Source organism: Enterobacter sp. IF2SW-B1, assembly GCF_001743375.1.
In the GTDB taxonomy this organism is placed as follows: Bacteria; Pseudomonadota; Gammaproteobacteria; order Enterobacterales; family Enterobacteriaceae; genus Enterobacter; species Enterobacter bugandensis.
The window spans coordinates 1-355 of record NZ_MJAA01000396.1; the positions used below are offsets into that span (position 1 = coordinate 1).

1 pseudogene is annotated in these 355 nt (G+C 63.1%); it reads right to left on the minus strand.

Going from position 1 to position 355, the window contains the following annotated elements:
• Nucleotides 1–60: 60 nt before the first annotated feature.
• Nucleotides 61–348: pseudogene (locus A6013_RS24785) on the minus strand (MFS transporter); the annotation flags it as partial.
• Between the last annotated feature and the right edge of the window lie 7 nt (nucleotides 349–355).

Genomic DNA, 355 nt, shown 5'->3' on the forward strand with positions numbered 1-355 from the left:
CACCAGCGCCACCAGCATTCACAGACCCTGCAGGAACCCCAGCGTGACGCCCGCCCCCTAGACCCTACTGGTCCCCATCCGGGAGAAACGAGTTTCCCTGTCACGCCCCAGCACGGGGCACGCGTTAAAGAATCTGCCGGTGTTCGGTTTAATGCGCGAGGACTGGCCCGGGCGAGCTACCGGCAGGTTCGGTATAAACAGGTAAGCCACGACCGCCCCTCCATACACCCCTGCACACACGCCCAGGGCCGCCATAACATGCCAGTCGGCCAGCACGCCACCCGGGACGGAGCCGAGTAGTTTAGCGGCAATCGTTGACGACTCCATCTGGCCGTTGGCTTTCACCAGCTAATCG